Source organism: Spirosoma knui (assembly GCF_054780635.1).
The window spans coordinates 1,082,263-1,097,352 of record NZ_BAAGVY010000001.1 but is presented as its reverse complement, the minus strand read 5'-3'; the positions used below and the strand labels follow the sequence as shown (position 1 = coordinate 1,097,352).

Below are 15,090 nucleotides of genomic sequence, written 5' to 3'. Positions count from 1 at the left end.
TTTCTTAGCGATTCAAACGCATTACCACTTATTGGGGCGCTTTTTTACTTCTGTCAGGCGTATGGGAAAACCATCTACTGCACTTCTTTTTCTGCTGTTCGCGTCGTCGCTTGCGCTGGCCCAGCCAACGGCTCCCGACAATTTACAATCCATAACCTTACAGGGTGGTAAAAAACCAGCCGAAACAGCCGTCAGCATCGGAAAACAGTTTTTGGGTAAACCCTATGTACCCCATACGCTTGATGTAAACCCGACGGAACAGTTGGTGGTCAACGTTCGGGAGTTCGACTGCACGACGTTTCTGGAAACCGTTCTGGCCCTGACGCTTGCGTATCACGACGGAACCGACAAGCCGGCTACGTTGCCATTCCGTCCGCGTTCAGCTAGTCCGGTTCAGTTCGAACAGCCTTTTCGTAAGTACTTAACGCAGCTCCGCTACCGGGATGGCCGTATTGATGGCTATGCCAGTCGCCTGCACTACTTTTCGGAATGGCTCTACGACAATGAGCGCAAGGGACTGCTGACAGACGTTACCCGCGACCTGCCCGGCAACATCTCCGTGGCCAAACCGGTATCGTACATGACAACCGCTACGTACCGATATCCGCATCTGCGCGATCCGGCCATTTTTAAACAGGTAGCCCTCACCGAGGCTGCTTTAAGCCAGCAGCCGTTCGCCTTTATTCCCAAGAAAAATATCCGGCAGGCGGAGGCTCAGCTTCGCGAGGGTGACATCATTATGCTGACAGCCGCCCGGCCCGGTCTGGACATGAAGCATGTCGGCATTGCCGTACGACAACCCAACGGTCGGATTCATTTACTCCACGCGTCGTCGGACCAGGGCGAAGTTGTCATAACCGCCTATCCACTAAGCGACTACGTACTGTGGAACAAACGACTGTCGGGTATTCGCGTAGCGCGTTTAAAAACCAGTGAGCCTATAGCAACGGTAGCGGTCGGGAAGTAACACTCCGAAATTTTACCGATTCACTCCTTTCTCACATAACAGCTTTATGGTTTCGGGAGTTAGAAGCTAATAAAGTTTAGATAATGGCTCGACAGGACGCACAAACCGAATACATAGTAACGCAGGAATTATTTGATAAGGCCTACCAAAGTTTACCGCCACAGGGTACGGATAACCAGAAAGTCGAATCAATGAAAGTTATTGCCAAGCAGTATCGCCTGAACGTAAGCGATTCGCCCAATGCGGGTAAATGGGTGATGTGGGCGATTGGCGAAGAATCGTTTGAATTCACCTGGAAGGATGGTGCCTGGCAGCCGCCCCAGAATCTGGTCGTTTCGGGGCGTTGATCCGTCGGTTAGGATTTTCCTTAAAACCTGCCCATTGGCGGTCTATAGGTTCACCGGATAAGCCTTCCTAAACGTTACGTTCACTCGTTTATGAAGGCTTATCCGGTTCTACTTCTTTGATCTGATAGGCCACCGACTGCGCGTTTGGCTCCGCCCTGAGGTGGTTCCACTGCGCGTATTGCCGGGTGAAGCTGGCACCGTAATAGAAAATCAGCGAGCAATAGAAAACGAACAGCAGCACAAGGATGACAGAGCCTGCCGAGCCATATAACGTTCGCACCGGGCTATTGATCAGCAACCGATCCAGCACCTGTTCGCCTACTTCTACCAGTAAAGCCGTCACCAGCGCCCCCACCCAAACGGCCCGCCACCGAATTCGCAGATCGGGCAGGTATTTAAACACAATACCGAACCAGATGGTCAGTACCAGCACCGAGAAGCTATGCTGGCCTAGCTGCTCTAACCATACATACTGAAATCCAGCGGCCAGGTCGGAATTGGCCAGCACCCACAGCGCCCGGTGCAGCGCCAGCGAAACGGTAAACAGAAAGCCGGAGAAGATAATGATACCTAAGGCTACCAGTTTATCGAGGAAAATATACCGCAAACCGCGGTGAGCGACTGGGCGAACATTCCAGAGTTGGTTGAGTGAGTTTTTGATAATCGCGAATAACGTAGTCGAAGCCAGCAGCAACACGAATGCACTTAACACTTCGAGTCCGTCGGAAGAGCGGGGCTGCTGAAGATGCTGCGAAATATCCTGGAGTTGCCGGGCGCTGGAGTGTCCGAAGAGTTCGGCCAGCTTCCCAAACAGTTGTCCGCTCACCCGCTGCTTATCGCCGGTTAAGAGTTCACCATACAACCGGCTCAGAATAATAACGATAGCAGGCAAGGCAAAAAAGGCAAAGAATGCGGTGGCAGCCGCCATGCGGATTGGATCATTCGCTTTTAAGTTAGCGAACGCGTTGGCAGCCAGTTTGAGAAAAGTGGATAGTTTCCGCATGGGTTTGCAATGTACACCACCGTAACGGTTCGTGAAGGCCCATAGTTACAGCTACTATACGCATACGCTGGAGAAAGCAGCCAATTAAGACCAATTCTTTTCCATAAGCGGTCAGGTTTCGGGATAAACTCAGACGATAAGATCAGCCTAATTCGTTATCTTTGATCTAGTTTCTGATTAATCTCTTCATGAAAAAACAACTCATTACCCTTGTTGCCCTCGTGGCAATTCCGGCGTTTACGTTCGCGCAGACCGCCAGCGAAGTCCTCGACAAACACATCACGGCATTAGGCGGAGCTGATAAAATCGCGGCCATTAAAACGGCTGAATATGAGCAAAAGATGTCTGTAATGGGCATGGATATGCAGGCGAAAACAACGCTCGTTGTCGGTAAATCGTCACGTAGTGAAATTTCGGTTATGGGCCAGCAGATTACCAGCGTCGTTGATGGCGATAAAGGTTGGGCAATTAACCCAATGCAGGGTGGCAACACCCCACAGGAGCTCCCCGCCGACCAGGTGAAGCTCCAGAAAAACAATACCGAGCCAACGGGTTTGCAGTTAGCGTACGTTCAGATGAACAAAGTGCCGTACGAACTAGTCGGTAAAGAAAAGCGGGATGGTAAGGATGTGTACAACATTAAAGTTGCCAAACCTGAGGGCGTGTATAACTATTACCTCGATGCTGCTACGTATCAGTTAGTTGCATCAAAAACTGTCATGAATGTCCAGGGACAGTCGGTTGAAGGTACGGCAACGTATAACGACTACAAACAGGTAGACGGCGTAAACTTACCACACACGCTTGAAATCAGTGGCGCGGGTATGCCCGGCACGATGACGGCGAAAGTGACCAAGCTTACGCTGAACAGCAAAGTAGACCCGAGCATTTTTGCCATGCCTAAGTAATTGGCTCGTAAAGCATAAAAAAAGAGGCTTCATTAGTGAGGCCTCTTTTTTTATATATAAAACTCCGGCAATCAACCTCACCGTTTGCGGTTTACAAGATTTCGACGAACCCTTCGGTGCCATGGACGCGAATTCGTTGCCTGTCTTTTATGAGTTTGGTCGCGTTCTCTACACCAACAACGGCCGGTAGACCGTATTCGCGGGCAATCACGGCTCCGTGGGTCATCCGTCCGCCTACTTCCGTGACCAGGCCTTTTATGGACACAAACAAGGGCGTCCAACTCGGGTCAGTGAAGGAGGTGACTAATATATCTCCCTCTTCCAGATCGGCCTCTTCCATGTTTACGATGACCCGCGCCCGTCCCTCCACAACGCCGGAAGAAACAGCAATACCCGCCATAGCATCCGTCGGTAGATTTTCCCGGTTGTAGGCCCCCGTTATGATTTCACCATTCGACGTAATAACACGAGGGGGCGTTAGCTTTTCATAACTCTTGTACTCCTCTTTCCGGCGGGCAATAAGCTTGTGGTCTAGTGTATGAGTACGTACCACGTCGCGTAACTCCTGGAAGGTGAGATAGTATAGATCTTCTCTATCCTGAATCACGGCCGCCTGAACGAGCCGTTCGGCTTCGTTGAGCAAAGCCTGCTTGTACACGAAGTAGCGACTAACGATCTCGTATTTGGGGTATTCTCGGTACCCAGCCAGATTCCGGACCAGGCTGATCATTCGGCTTGCCGCTTCGACTTTTTGTTCGCCATCCGGTAAGTCCTTCAGCCGACCTAACAGTTCCTGTTCTTTTTTCAACGCCTGCTGACGTCCCTGCTCAAATTTGCGCTTGCTTTCGCCAGGTTCAAAGTGTTTGATATGGGTCAGTATCGTGGGAACAAGTATTGTTGGCTTCTCACGCCACCGGGTTCTTGTCATGTCGATTTCTCCCGCACAGCGCATTCCGTATTTATTGAGGAAATCCTCGAGCGCGTTTCGGGCTTCCTGTCCGCCTTTACATTGGACCAGCCCGCTCCAAAAATGCGCATTCGTTACTGGCGAAAGGGCAACCTGCTGTAAATATGCAACTACCTCAGGATAAGGGCGAATCACATCGGCGACATCCAGCAGCGCCAGACCCATTTCCGACGTAACGTTGTTAGGCACCGACTGAGAAAGCAGGTCTGCTACGTTCTTTTCCCCCAACCACATCTCTATATTTTCGTTGATCCACGAAGCCGCGTTCATAGCCGTCATCAGTACTCCAAAGCTTTCTGGATGAGCAAGACTTCTCCTCGACTGCTGCATATCGTCCAGCATAAAATCGATCAGCGCTACACCCGATTTTAGCTGTATAGCCTGCTTTAACTCCTTTATCGCTAGTTCACTACGTCGGATCAAATCGGCGACAATAGAAGGATCATAGTCCTTCAGCGTCTGATAATCCGCAAACGTTGGACCCTGAGCGGGTTTACCGGAGTTTTGCTCCTGCTGAGTATCCGAGACTACGTTGATGAACTCATCCCGCCCCAGAACTGTGGTCAGGGCATCTCTTGTGAGTGGATCAGATTTCCCTAAGACGTTGATAATTACTCCTCTTCGGGCGGGAGAAGCCAGGTCATCGGTAACATCGACAAACAATCGCCCGCCCGCTTTATACATGGGCCGGGCGGCTGTCAACTGCCACAACGACAAGCCCAGTGGTTTCATGGCGTCGGTCATCATCTGCTGATGCCCAACCGATACATACACGTGCGGGCTGTCTCCGGCATTTTCTCCGCCGTCCGCTTCAGGAATTGGATATAACGTAGTGATCGGTCGGCTCTGAACAACGTAAACGGTGTCGTCGGCCAGGCACCATTCAATGTCCTGCGGGTAGCCGAAATGGGTTTCGATTGTTCGGCCGATACGCTCCAGTCGTAAAATCTGCTCATCGGTCAGCGCTTGCTGGTTCTGCTGCTCAGGCGCAATCTCCTGCTGGCTGGTACCGCCCTCTTCTGCGGCATAAATGGCCAGCTTCTTGGCAGCGATCTGCTTGTCAATGATTTTTCCCTCACGCACTTTATACGTATCGGCATTCACCAGGCCCGAAACCAGCGCTTCACCCAGCCCGAAACTGGCATCAATGGATACTATCTTCCTGTTCGACGTAACGGGGTCAGCCGTAAACAAGATGCCAGCTACCCGCGCGAAAACCATTTGTTGAACCACCACAGCCAGCCGGACGTTGCGATGGTCAAATCGATCCGCCGATGCGGCCGTTTGAAGACGATACATAATGGCTCGTTCGGTAAAGAGCGACGCCCAGCACTTGCGGATATGGATTAGAATAGAATCAAGGCCGATAACATGTAGATACGTATCGTACTGGCCCGCAAAGGAGGCTGTGGGTGAATCCTCGGCGGTTGCGCTGGACCGCACCGCATACGCCTTGTTTTCACCAAACGTGGCGAGATAACCCGCAATCTCTTCGGCTATATCCCGAGGGAACGTTACGTCCTCGATGGCCGTGCGAAGCGCCTTGCTTAGTTCACCGATTTTAGCCCGGTCTTTTACCGCAAGCAACGATAGTCGATCTATCAGATCGCTGATCAAGGGTGTTTCTGCAACGATTCTGGCAAAGGCTTCGGTAGACACACAAAAGCCATCGGGTACTTGAATTCCTTCGATCCGGGAAATTTCTCCCAGGTTTGCCCCTTTCCCCCCAACCAGTGCCAGCTTTGTTTTATCAACGTGCTGAATACTAAACACGTAAGCGCCCATCTGTTCGTTGAGATGATTATTTGATGTTGAGTCCATTCGCCGTTTCGTTCATAATCTCAATGGATCTCGAGAGATACGTCTCTATGACGTTGATCTCCTCGTCTGAAAAGGAAGCGATGAGCTTCTCTGACTCGGCTCGGTACGCTTTATAAAGCGGTACCAGGAGCGCCAGTATGACTGCGGTGTTGGGTTCAATGATAACCTTGCGCCTGTCGTCTGCGGCAAATCGTCTGTTCACCAGGTTTTTCTTTTCAAACCTGTCAATGAGCCCTGTAACTGCCCCGGTTGTCAATCCGGTCAGCGTCGCTAGTTCGCCCGCAGTCATTTGCCCCTTTTCAATCAAAAAGCCCAGGTATTTATGATCAGTCCCCGAAAGACCCGCTTTCCGGGCAACGGCTTCGTGCATCTGAATAGAGGTGTATGCATACAACTGATTCAGCTTTCGGACGCGCCGGATTACGTCATCATCTACCATATATCTTATTTGCTAAATATCTTAGATACAAAGATAATAGTAAATCCATTATGATTACAACCGCTGGCTGTTTCACAATCGCGTGTCAATTGACTTGACTGGTCGGCTCGCAAACGGTACATACGTTCTATTGGTAAACAGAAACGCGCCACGGACTATAATCCGTGGCGCGTTCGTAAGAGCCTGAATAACGTGAAGTTAATGAGCTTTTGCGTGTTCGGGTTTCAACACGACAACATCACGCACGGTCCCCCCACCATTAATTTTATCAATCATCTTATCCAGCAGCGGGGTGGCCCAGTTCGGAATATACTTGTCGGTTGTTTCGATGAACACTTTGGGAAAATCGTAAAGCGACCGGCCCAAACCGAATTGTACAGCGCACCGCTTCATTGCGTCGCTGATACCACCTTTCACAGGCTCGATACCCGTCCGGCTGGCTCCGTCGGTTTTTCGAACAACTTCGCCACCCTCCAGTACCGCCGTAATTGTGCACAGGAAGCCGCCTTCAATTTCTTTGATTTCGTTTTGCCAACCTGCCCAGCCGAACTGTTCATCGAAGCGCTGCATCACGCACCGGTTTGTGATATACGGCACAACGATAATTTTCTGACCGTCTTTGGTCTGGCTTTGCACCCGCCATTCAATTTCCTGCGCCGTCAGAGGGGCAGTTAACACTGTTAATTCCATTAGTAGTTAGTTGTAATTTTATTCAGCCAGCTTTAGTAGCTCGTTCAATTTTAATAAGGCTTCGATTGGTGTTAAACGGTTAACGTCGATACCGCGCAGCTTTTCTTTAATAATTTCCGCCTTAGGGTCACCCGCTTCAAAAATCTTCAGGGCCAGTTCAGGCTGGGCTGGCGTTGCCTCGCGAATCTTTTCCCGGTTAGCCTCCCGACCGTGCGATGATTCTAACTGTTTCAGGATTTCATTCGCCCGGCTCACAATCTGGGCGGGCATACCGGCCATTTGCGCTACGTGAATGCCGAAACTGTGCTCCGAGCCGCCTTCTTTCAGCTTCCGCAGAAAGATCACCTTATTTCCCATCTCTTTCACTGAGACGTTGTAATTCTTGATCCGCGGGTTGTCGGCAGCCAGGTCGTTTAACTCGTGGTAGTGCGTAGCAAACAGCGTTTTGGGACGGCAATCGGTTTTGTTATGCAGGTACTCGGTAATTGACCAGGCAATCGACACGCCATCGTACGTACTTGTGCCCCGACCGATTTCGTCCATCAGGACCAGACTACGTTCGCTCAGGTTATTCAGGATACTGGCCGTTTCCGTCATTTCGACCATGAACGTACTTTCACCCCGCGAGAGGTTATCAGACGCGCCCACACGCGTGAAAATCTTGTCGACAAGGCCGATCTCAGCCGCCGATGCAGGCACAAAGCTACCCGACTGTGCCATGAGCACGATTAGAGCCGTTTGTCGCAGCAGAGCCGATTTACCAGCCATGTTCGGACCGGTGATGATGATGATCTGCTGCGTTTCGTCGTCCAGGTAGATGTCGTTCGGAATGTACGGTTCACCGGGGGGCAACTGCTGTTCAATTACCGGGTGACGGCCATCTTTGATGTCCAGCACTTTGGTTTCGGTAATTTGCGGCCGAACGTACTTGTTCTTGACGGCCACCCGCGCGAACGACGCTAATACGTCGAGCACCGATAACACACGAGCGTTCTGCTGGATAGCACCTACGTATTCGCCAGCCGCCATGATCATCTCGTTGAACATCCGGGCTTCGATCTGAAAGATCTGCTCTTCGGCGTTCAGGATTTTCTCTTCGTATTCTTTAAGTTCGGGTGTAATGTACCGCTCGGCATTTACGAGGGTCTGCTTCCGAATCCAGTCATCCGGAACGCGGTCTTTATGCGCGTTGGTCACCTCCAGATAGTAACCAAACACCTTGTTATACGCCACTTTGAGCGACCCGATGCCCGTCCGCTGCACTTCCCGTTCCTGAAGCTGAAGCAGATAATCTTTACCCGTATACGCAATGGCCGTCAACTCGTCCAGTTCAGGATTGATACCGGGTTTGATCATACCGCCCTGGTTCGACAGCGTCGGTGGATCTTCGCGTAATTCGGCTTCAATGCGGTCGAGCAGAAATGCCACCGGATTAAGCTGGTCGGCGTATTTCTTCAGCGACGAGGACTGATTTTGGGCGAGTGCCGTGATCAGCAATTCCTTGATCGGCAGTACGTGCTGCAACGATCGCTTCAGTTGCAGCAACTCGCGCGGGTTAATGCGCCGGACAGCTACTTTGGATACCAGCCGCTCCAGATCACCAATCTGCCGCAAGTGGTTCACCAACGTATCAGCGATGTCGATGTCCTCCACGAGCAATTCAACCAGGTTCAGTCGCTCGTCGATCAGCGCCTTTTCCTTGAGCGGCAGACTCAGCCATTTGCGCAGCAACCGGGCACCCATCGGCGTAACGGTCTGGTCGAGAATCTGAATAAGCGGAACGCCCCCCTCCTGCTGAGCAGCCGTTAATTCAAGATTGCGAATCGTAAACCGGTCGAGCCATACGTAACGGTCTTCTTCGAGCCGCGTTACGCGCGTGATGTGCTGAAGGTCCTTATGCTCGGTTTCGTTCAGGTAGTGCAGAATCACCCCGGCGGCAATAATGCCATCGGGCAGGCCTTCGATACCAAACCCCTTCAGCGACGTCGTCTGAAAGTGCTGTTTCAGGAAGTTGTAGCCAAAATCATACGTAAAGGCCCAGTCTTCCAGGGTATAGGTATGAAACTTGTCGCCGAATAACAGACCAAATTCCTGCCGGTTGCGCTTGCAATACAGGACCTCCGACGGATTGAAGCTTTGCAGGAGCTTATCGACATAGGCGGCATTGCCCTGCGAAGCTAAAAACTCACCGGTCGATATATCCAGAAATGATACGCCAAACTGATCGTCCGGCTGACTGCCCCCACTCTTACCAAAATGCACGGCGGCCAGGTAGTTGTTACGTCGGGTATCGAGTACATTATCGTTGAACGACACCCCCGGCGTTACCAGTTCAGTAACGCCCCGCCGAACAATGCCTTTGGCAAGCGCCGGGTCTTCGAGCTGATCGCAGATGGCTACGCGCTCGCCTGCCCGGACTAGTTTAGGCAGATGCGTATCCAGCGAATGATGCGGAAACCCAGCCAGTTCTTCGTTGGACCCACCGTTATTCCGCTTGGTTAACGTGATGCCCAGAATCTTGCTGGCCTTCACGGCATCTTCGCCAAATGTTTCGTAGAAATCACCAACGCGAAAAAGCAGCAACGCACCCGGATACTTGGCTTTAATCTGGTTGTATTGACGATTAAGGGGCGTTTCGTTAGTCTTTTTCTGAGGTTTTGCTGCGGTGGCTGTCTTCACTAAATTGCGTTCATTAGTTCAAACAAATTTAGCAAATTCAGCCGAAAAATGGTAGTTAACGGGCTCCGGCTAAGGCAAGTTTCCGATCACGCTCTCTTTTCTAAAGGCGGCCTATTTTGGACTTAAACGTGATAAACCAACACCGGTACGGTTGATTTTGTGATCATTTTTCCGGTCTGGCTTGGATTGAGTAAACCATCTAAAAAGCCCCGTTCGCGACTGGTCATAACCAGCAGATCGGCGGGGTGCTGATCGAGGTATTCATTCAAGCCATCTGTTACGGTACCGGCCTTGATTTTATGGCTGAAATAGGGAGCGCCGTTTGCCACTGTATTCAGCTCAGCCAGCGCGTCGCGGTCGTTGTACAAGTTCGGCTGATTGTCGGCATCTACGGTTAACAGGTGTAGTGACGCGCCAAACTCCTGCGCCAGTTCCAGCGCTGACCGGAACGAATCGGTATCATTCGCTTCGAGCTGACTGGCAAAGGCAATCGTTTTCAGCTGCACAGGTACGCTATCCGCGCTGGTCGGAACAACCAGTACGGGGCACGAAGCGCCCGAAACTACACTCGTTGCAGAAGTACCCATCAACCGATCGAAAAAGGAGTTCATGGCGCTACGTCCGGTTATGATCAGGTCGGCATTGAACTGCGCGGCCGCGGCTACAATCTCATCGCCAATGGGTCCCACTCGCCAGTCGGACTCTACCGAAAAGCCTTCTGAACGAAGTTGACCCACTAAGGTATCCAAGCCCTCCCGACTGATTGTCTCCAGATCAGCAGCCAACTCTACGGTAGATGCCGTATCGACTACGCCCAGCGGAGCACCATTGATCGGGGGAGTTGGAAGTAAGTGAATGTGCACCAGCGCCAGCGAAGCGCCGTACTGCCTGGCGAGTAAACGCGCCCAATCGAGTGACCGTGTTGACGAAGCGGAAAGATCCGTAGCAAGCAGAATCGTTTTCATGATACGTAGGGAATGATTAATAAATACCCGTTCGGCCATAAAACTAGGTCGAAATCTGGTTTAAGCCCAAAAGCGGTTAAAAACTTAACACCTAAATCATACCTCAATCCGGTCTGTTCGGCCGCACTGCGAACAGACTACAATCAGACTAAGGCGTTCTAGTAACTACTTCGTGGCCTGAGCCGCAGATGGTTTCGCGGTGAACTCCATAATCCGGAACACTTCCTGCCGTACCACCTCAAAAGTGCGGCTCTGCTGGGTGCGAAGCTTAGTCTGTTCAGGATTTGCTGCCGCTGCACCCCGGTTCGCCAGGGCTTCCATCGTCGCCATACTCTGGGCCGCAATCAGGCTATAGCCCTTTTCGCTGCCATTCGGCACGACTAATTGAGACAGATCCCAGCCAGCAATCGTGTTGTTCTGTACCCGCTCACCGGCCTGCCGCTTCATGGGTGCCACCAGGCTAGTCCAGTCGGCAGCAGGATCGCGCAGCCGCATAAAGTCGATAGCGACCAGTGGCGTTTTGGCGGGCGTAAAACCAGGACTGAATACGGCGTCGACGGTTTCCCAAATTTCCATCTTCACAACCGGGGCCGTTGCCCGGTCGCGTTTCTGTAGATCAGCCATTCTGGTTTTTACGCTATCGCCGTAAATCTTCGACATACCCGCGGGCGAGGCCCCTTTGATGCCCATACTAGGCGTAACGATCACCGTTACGTAGTCGTATTCGGAAGGGTTCGTGTTAGAACTCATCTGCTTGGCCAGCATATACCAGCCAATCATATTGCCTTCGTCAACGGCCGCCTGATTGACGGCCCGCCACTCTTTTTCCACCGGCAGCGCGTCCTGAATGGTTAAGCCGGGGGACAGCTTGTGGTAGATCAGATATGTATAGGCTTTGGGCGCTGGAGCCGATTGAGCCAAAGCTGGAGCGGCCAGTTTCATGAAACAGAACACCGCGAGCAAACAACGAATTAGGGAAGGCATGGTACGTAACATTTAAGGGTAAACTCAATTCAGACCACGGTCTACTGCCTAACGTATGCAGATTAAACGTTGGCCTGCTGTTATTAAAGGGGTTAGGCTGGGGTGAGCGGCTCACACAACGATTCATTCCGGAGGGGCAGGTTGCGGAGCTGTTCGTATTCAGGCATGGTAAACAAGGCCGACAACGCTTTCAGATCGCGGGGGCGGTGCAGATCACTGCTAATAAAGTCGACCCAGCCATGCGTCAGTAGCGAACGGGCCTGCGTCTGCACCCGGCCGCTATATAGTCCGGTCAGCGATCCCCAGTTCAACTGAAACAAACACCCCTGCTCGCGCAGGTTTGAAAGCGCCGACAGGTCCTCCCAGTAATACGGGTAGCGCTCCGGATGGGCCAATACGGGTGTGTATCCCTTTGCCTTTAGCTGGGCTACCGAATGGAGCAGGTGCATAGGGGCCGCGGCCCAGCCTAATTCGAATAATACGTACCGAGCCGTGCCAAATGTCAGGACATCATTCTGCTGGATACGCTCGTGCAACAGCTCATCGAGTAAGTACTCAGCGGCCACTTCGATTTTAAGATCAAGATGATGCTCGTCAGCCAGCGTTTGCAGTTGAACCTGACCCGCCCGCAACGTAGCAGAATCGTTAGGGTACCAGTCGTAACTGACGTGCGGAGTGGAAATGACCTTTTGTATACCCCAGGCAGCTAATTGCTTCAGGCACTCGATAGCCTCCTCGGGGCTACCCACGCCATCATCGATGCCAGGCACCAGATGCGAATGCATATCAACCCGCCAGAAACACGCATCGGCTCCCGGACTCGAATGCAGCCGGGACTGCGGAGTAATTGCCTGGCGAATCGTCTGCCAAATGTCCATATATGCTGTTGGCTACTTGTTGGTGTCAGCTATTACTGCGGACTGCCTGTAGACTAATTTATTGCGCTTATTATGTCCTCATCCGGCCGCGCTACGTATCGGTGTTCGGCCGGGTCGGTTCCAGCGCAAAGTAACAGGAATCAGGCATTCCAATAACGACGCAGGTGTAGTTCTATGACAAACCCGATTAGTTTTGCGCTCTCTATCAGTTTAAACAGAGTAACATGGCAATTCGGAAACTGGCCCTGGACGAGCTGAACCGGCTATCGGTCGACGCATTCAGGGATGCGCCTAAATTCTCATTCTGTCTGGTTTTGGACAACATACGTAGCCTGAACAACGTAGGTTCAGTATTTCGTACGGCCGATGCATTCCGGGCGCAGAAGCTGTACTTATGCGGTATTACCGGAACACCTCCCCACCGCGACATTACCAAAACCGCCTTAGGTGCCACTGAATCCGTTGATTGGGAGTACGCCAGCGACGTGGTCCTTCTTACCGAGCAGCTACGCGCCGAAGGCTGGGTTGTGGCCGCTGTTGAGCAGGCCGAAGGGAGCGTATCACTGGCCGATTTTAAGCCCGACCCGAACAAACAATACGCTTTTGTGTTGGGTAATGAAGTCACGGGCGTAGCCGATGAAGTAGTCAGCAGCGCCGATTTAGTGCTTGAAATTCCTCAATTTGGCACAAAACACTCACTCAATATTGCGGTCACGGCTGGGATTGTCTGCTGGGATTATCTTCAAAAGACGCACTGAAAACTTAACATGGAATTTTTGATCGTCATAAAAAAAGCGTATTCATTTGTAAATTTTTCCAGTTGAACCAATGGCAAAAAGCGCAAAAAAAACAAAGCAGAAATCACTGACCTTTGACATTGTCAGCTCGATCGAAGCCCGATTAGGCGAGGTTGGTACCGCTTCCAAGAAAATAAAGAAGTCCATCGAGAAGTCGGCCGAAAAGCTGGCCAAGAAGCTCACCAAATTGATGGACAAACACGAAAAGAAGGCGGCTAAACCTACCAACAAGAACACGGAGAAGAAAGCAAAGAAACAAGCCGCTAAAGCCAAGAAGAGCGCAGCTAAAGCCGAAAAAAAGGCTAAACCTACCGCCAGTCCGAACGTAACGGAGTCGTCGATTAGCACGCCCACTGCCAAAACGTTGGTTGTTCCGCCCCCTACCCCAACACCGGTTAAGGCGACGACGGGCAGGACTACATCAGGCCGGAAGCCCGCAGCCCCCCGTTCGGCTACTCCAGCCGCCCCGGCTCCAGCAAGCTCTGACTCTCAAGCTGACAACTCTTAGTAAGATTTCGCTTAATTTGTCGTAGAATAGCCCGCCCCCTGGTGGGCTTTTTTGTGGATATTGCTTGCATTTGTAAATATTTTTTTCTGACATTTACATTAATATCTAGTCGACTAAGGCAGTAGATAGTAAACATACCAGGTATACTATTTGCTGTTTGTTAGAAAACCGTATTCTATGACTCAACGCTCTACCTTTCCTTTTCTCGCGGTAGCGCTATTTCTCTTAGCTCTAACGGGTGGGTTAATCTACGTTAACTGGTCTTCGCTACCCGAAACGGTACCGCTTTTTTCGCCTTCGTTACGTTGGCTGGCCCTGTTTATCATGGCCGTAGCCTCGCAGGTAATTTTGGGGTATGCCTTGTGGCGGCTATTACGTCGTCGACAACGATCCGACGTACAAACCGAAGTGCTTCACTCACTGGTGCACGAATTCCAAACCCCAATCACCGCGATTCGCATGGCGGCCGATATTCTGGATTCGCCCATTGCCCGGAATCAGCCTGAGCGCACCGACAAGTACATTCGCATTATTCGGGAAGAAACCGAACGGCTCCAACACCAGGTCGAAACCATGTTGACGCTGGCCCGCGCCGATCGCAATACGCTGATTCTGAACCGGGAACCAATTCAATTACATCAACTGCTACACTCTATTGCTGAACGGCATGGCGATTATCTGCGCCTGTGTCTGCTCGGTTCTGATACGTCGCTGCTGGCGGACAGACTGCACTTAACCAACGTACTGCACAATCTGCTTGACAATGCCGTAAAGTATAGTACAGACGAGCCGGACATTACATTATACAGTGAGCCAACCGACAATGGGTTGCTGATCGCTGTGTGCGACCGGGGCGTTGGCATAGCTCCGCAATTCATCAATCAGGTCTTTAAACCGTTCTTTCGCGTTCACGACAACAACCAACCCTGCGTGAAAGGATTTGGACTAGGGTTAAGTTATGTGCAACGTATTATTCACGCCCACGACTGGCAAATCAGCGTTAAAAGCGAGCTGGGACAAGGCAGTGAATTTCTGATTTCTATTCCCTCAACGGCCGTTTTATCGTCGCGTATAGAGGCTCTACCAATTCAGCAAACAGTTTAAATTGTCGAAATTAAAGTTTACTAGTTTTCCTTA

The 15,090-nt window shown here is 51.4% G+C and carries 14 protein-coding genes; 6 read left to right on the top strand and 8 right to left on the bottom strand.

The features are described from left to right. Positions 1-61 precede the first annotated feature (61 nt). Positions 62-967: an N-acetylmuramoyl-L-alanine amidase-like domain-containing protein gene (locus ACYVIY_RS04360; RefSeq protein WP_460975057.1), complete on the top strand. Its 906-nt coding sequence runs from the start codon at positions 62-64 to the stop codon at positions 965-967. Between the two features lie 83 nt (positions 968-1,050). Further along, positions 1,051-1,314, top strand: a complete 264-nt coding sequence (locus tag ACYVIY_RS04355; RefSeq protein ID WP_460975056.1) for a hypothetical protein — start codon at positions 1,051-1,053, stop codon at positions 1,312-1,314. Positions 1,315-1,402: 88 nt separating this feature from the next. Here ACYVIY_RS04355 and ACYVIY_RS04350 read toward each other — a convergent pair whose 3' ends face one another. Continuing rightward, positions 1,403-2,317: a YihY/virulence factor BrkB family protein gene (locus ACYVIY_RS04350; RefSeq protein WP_460975054.1), complete on the bottom strand. Its 915-nt coding sequence runs from the start codon at positions 2,315-2,317 to the stop codon at positions 1,403-1,405. Positions 2,318-2,505: 188 nt separating this feature from the next. Here ACYVIY_RS04350 and ACYVIY_RS04345 point away from each other — a divergent pair, with 188 nt between their 5' ends. Further along, complete coding sequence (locus ACYVIY_RS04345) at positions 2,506-3,225, top strand: DUF4292 domain-containing protein (RefSeq protein ID WP_460975053.1); 720 nt, start codon at positions 2,506-2,508, stop codon at positions 3,223-3,225. 91 nt (positions 3,226-3,316) lie between these two features. On the opposite strand, the gene ppsA is transcribed toward ACYVIY_RS04345, so the two are convergent. The 7 genes from ppsA to ACYVIY_RS04310 all read right to left on the bottom strand — a co-directional run bounded on the left by ppsA (position 3,317) and on the right by ACYVIY_RS04310 (position 12,648). Continuing rightward, positions 3,317-6,013, bottom strand: coding sequence for a phosphoenolpyruvate synthase (gene ppsA / locus ACYVIY_RS04340; protein ID WP_460975052.1), 2,697 nt, complete (start codon positions 6,011-6,013; stop codon positions 3,317-3,319). Continuing rightward, positions 5,994-6,452, bottom strand: coding sequence for a MarR family winged helix-turn-helix transcriptional regulator (locus ACYVIY_RS04335; RefSeq protein ID WP_460975051.1), 459 nt, complete (start codon positions 6,450-6,452; stop codon positions 5,994-5,996). The genes ppsA and ACYVIY_RS04335 overlap by 20 nt, the downstream gene beginning before the upstream one ends. A gap of 198 nt (positions 6,453-6,650) precedes the next feature. Beyond that, the gene (locus ACYVIY_RS04330) at positions 6,651-7,142 is read right to left on the bottom strand and encodes a Rad52/Rad22 family DNA repair protein (protein ID WP_460975050.1); all 492 of its coding nucleotides are present in this window, start codon (positions 7,140-7,142) and stop codon (positions 6,651-6,653) included. Positions 7,143-7,160: 18 nt separating this feature from the next. Then, entirely contained in the window at positions 7,161-9,821 is a 2,661-nt protein-coding gene (mutS, locus tag ACYVIY_RS04325; protein WP_460975049.1) for a DNA mismatch repair protein MutS, read from the bottom strand. A gap of 122 nt (positions 9,822-9,943) precedes the next feature. Next, on the bottom strand, positions 9,944-10,786 hold the full coding sequence (locus tag ACYVIY_RS04320) for a universal stress protein (RefSeq protein WP_460975048.1): 843 nt from the start codon (positions 10,784-10,786) through the stop codon (positions 9,944-9,946). A 165-nt stretch (positions 10,787-10,951) separates the two neighbouring features. Then, positions 10,952-11,770 (bottom strand): hypothetical protein, encoded by an 819-nt coding sequence (locus tag ACYVIY_RS04315; RefSeq protein ID WP_460975046.1) that lies wholly within the window; start codon positions 11,768-11,770, stop codon positions 10,952-10,954. 92 nt (positions 11,771-11,862) lie between these two features. Beyond that, entirely contained in the window at positions 11,863-12,648 is a 786-nt protein-coding gene (locus ACYVIY_RS04310; protein ID WP_460975045.1) for a tyrosine-protein phosphatase, read from the bottom strand. 224 nt (positions 12,649-12,872) lie between these two features. On the opposite strand from ACYVIY_RS04310, the gene ACYVIY_RS04305 reads away from it, so the two are divergent. The 3 genes from ACYVIY_RS04305 (at position 12,873) to ACYVIY_RS04295 (ending at position 15,057) form a co-directional block, all read left to right on the top strand. Then, positions 12,873-13,406 (top strand): RNA methyltransferase, encoded by a 534-nt coding sequence (locus tag ACYVIY_RS04305; RefSeq protein WP_460975044.1) that lies wholly within the window; start codon positions 12,873-12,875, stop codon positions 13,404-13,406. Between the two features lie 70 nt (positions 13,407-13,476). Next, positions 13,477-13,953, top strand: a complete 477-nt coding sequence (locus tag ACYVIY_RS04300; protein ID WP_460975043.1) for a hypothetical protein — start codon at positions 13,477-13,479, stop codon at positions 13,951-13,953. 177 nt (positions 13,954-14,130) lie between these two features. Next, complete coding sequence (locus ACYVIY_RS04295) at positions 14,131-15,057, top strand: sensor histidine kinase (RefSeq protein ID WP_460975042.1); 927 nt, start codon at positions 14,131-14,133, stop codon at positions 15,055-15,057. Positions 15,058-15,090 lie beyond the last annotated feature (33 nt).

What these genes read in the sequence shown, in the direction of transcription:
- ppsA (WP_460975052.1), bottom strand. Translation starts at nt 6,013, where the DNA reads ATGGACTCAACATCAAATAATCATCTCAACGAACAGATGGGCGCTTAC.
- ACYVIY_RS04355 (WP_460975056.1), top strand. Translation starts at nt 1,051, where the DNA reads ATGGCTCGACAGGACGCACAAACCGAATACATAGTAACGCAGGAATTA.
- ACYVIY_RS04305 (WP_460975044.1), top strand. Translation starts at nt 12,873, where the DNA reads ATGGCAATTCGGAAACTGGCCCTGGACGAGCTGAACCGGCTATCGGTC.
- ACYVIY_RS04295 (WP_460975042.1), top strand. Translation starts at nt 14,131, where the DNA reads ATGACTCAACGCTCTACCTTTCCTTTTCTCGCGGTAGCGCTATTTCTC.
- ACYVIY_RS04345 (WP_460975053.1), top strand. Translation starts at nt 2,506, where the DNA reads ATGAAAAAACAACTCATTACCCTTGTTGCCCTCGTGGCAATTCCGGCG.
- ACYVIY_RS04330 (WP_460975050.1), bottom strand. Translation starts at nt 7,142, where the DNA reads ATGGAATTAACAGTGTTAACTGCCCCTCTGACGGCGCAGGAAATTGAA.
- ACYVIY_RS04360 (WP_460975057.1), top strand. Translation starts at nt 62, where the DNA reads ATGGGAAAACCATCTACTGCACTTCTTTTTCTGCTGTTCGCGTCGTCG.
- ACYVIY_RS04335 (WP_460975051.1), bottom strand. Translation starts at nt 6,452, where the DNA reads ATGGTAGATGATGACGTAATCCGGCGCGTCCGAAAGCTGAATCAGTTG.
- ACYVIY_RS04300 (WP_460975043.1), top strand. Translation starts at nt 13,477, where the DNA reads ATGGCAAAAAGCGCAAAAAAAACAAAGCAGAAATCACTGACCTTTGAC.
- ACYVIY_RS04310 (WP_460975045.1), bottom strand. Translation starts at nt 12,648, where the DNA reads ATGGACATTTGGCAGACGATTCGCCAGGCAATTACTCCGCAGTCCCGG.
- ACYVIY_RS04320 (WP_460975048.1), bottom strand. Translation starts at nt 10,786, where the DNA reads ATGAAAACGATTCTGCTTGCTACGGATCTTTCCGCTTCGTCAACACGG.
- ACYVIY_RS04350 (WP_460975054.1), bottom strand. Translation starts at nt 2,317, where the DNA reads ATGCGGAAACTATCCACTTTTCTCAAACTGGCTGCCAACGCGTTCGCT.
- ACYVIY_RS04315 (WP_460975046.1), bottom strand. Translation starts at nt 11,770, where the DNA reads ATGCCTTCCCTAATTCGTTGTTTGCTCGCGGTGTTCTGTTTCATGAAA.